This is a genomic window from Pseudoalteromonas aliena, from assembly GCF_038155085.1.
In the GTDB taxonomy this organism is placed as follows: Bacteria; Pseudomonadota; Gammaproteobacteria; order Enterobacterales; family Alteromonadaceae; genus Pseudoalteromonas; species Pseudoalteromonas aliena_A.
Genome location: NZ_JBAKAU010000171.1, coordinates 1 through 220, shown reverse-complemented (window position 1 = coordinate 220; position 220 = coordinate 1). Strand labels below are relative to the sequence as shown.

The following is a 220-nucleotide window of genomic DNA, read 5'->3' as shown; positions in this document are numbered from 1 at the left end:
AAAAGCAGACATCAGGTATCGCCAAGCGCGTTTTAATTTAGGAAAGACGATTACAAGGCACATTACGGTGATCAAAAATATGTACTTACCTAATTTTTCACCAACTATGCAACAACGGGTTATTGAAAAATATCAACCGATATATAGAGCCTGGTATTACTGCGTACCTGAAACGGAATGTTGGAACAAAATGACTTGCAAAGAACATATTATAAAGCCA

1 pseudogene is annotated in these 220 nt (G+C 36.4%); it reads left to right on the top strand.

Features of this window, described 5'->3' with window-relative positions:
* Positions 1-220, top strand: a pseudogene (locus V6260_RS18975) (hypothetical protein); the annotation flags it as partial.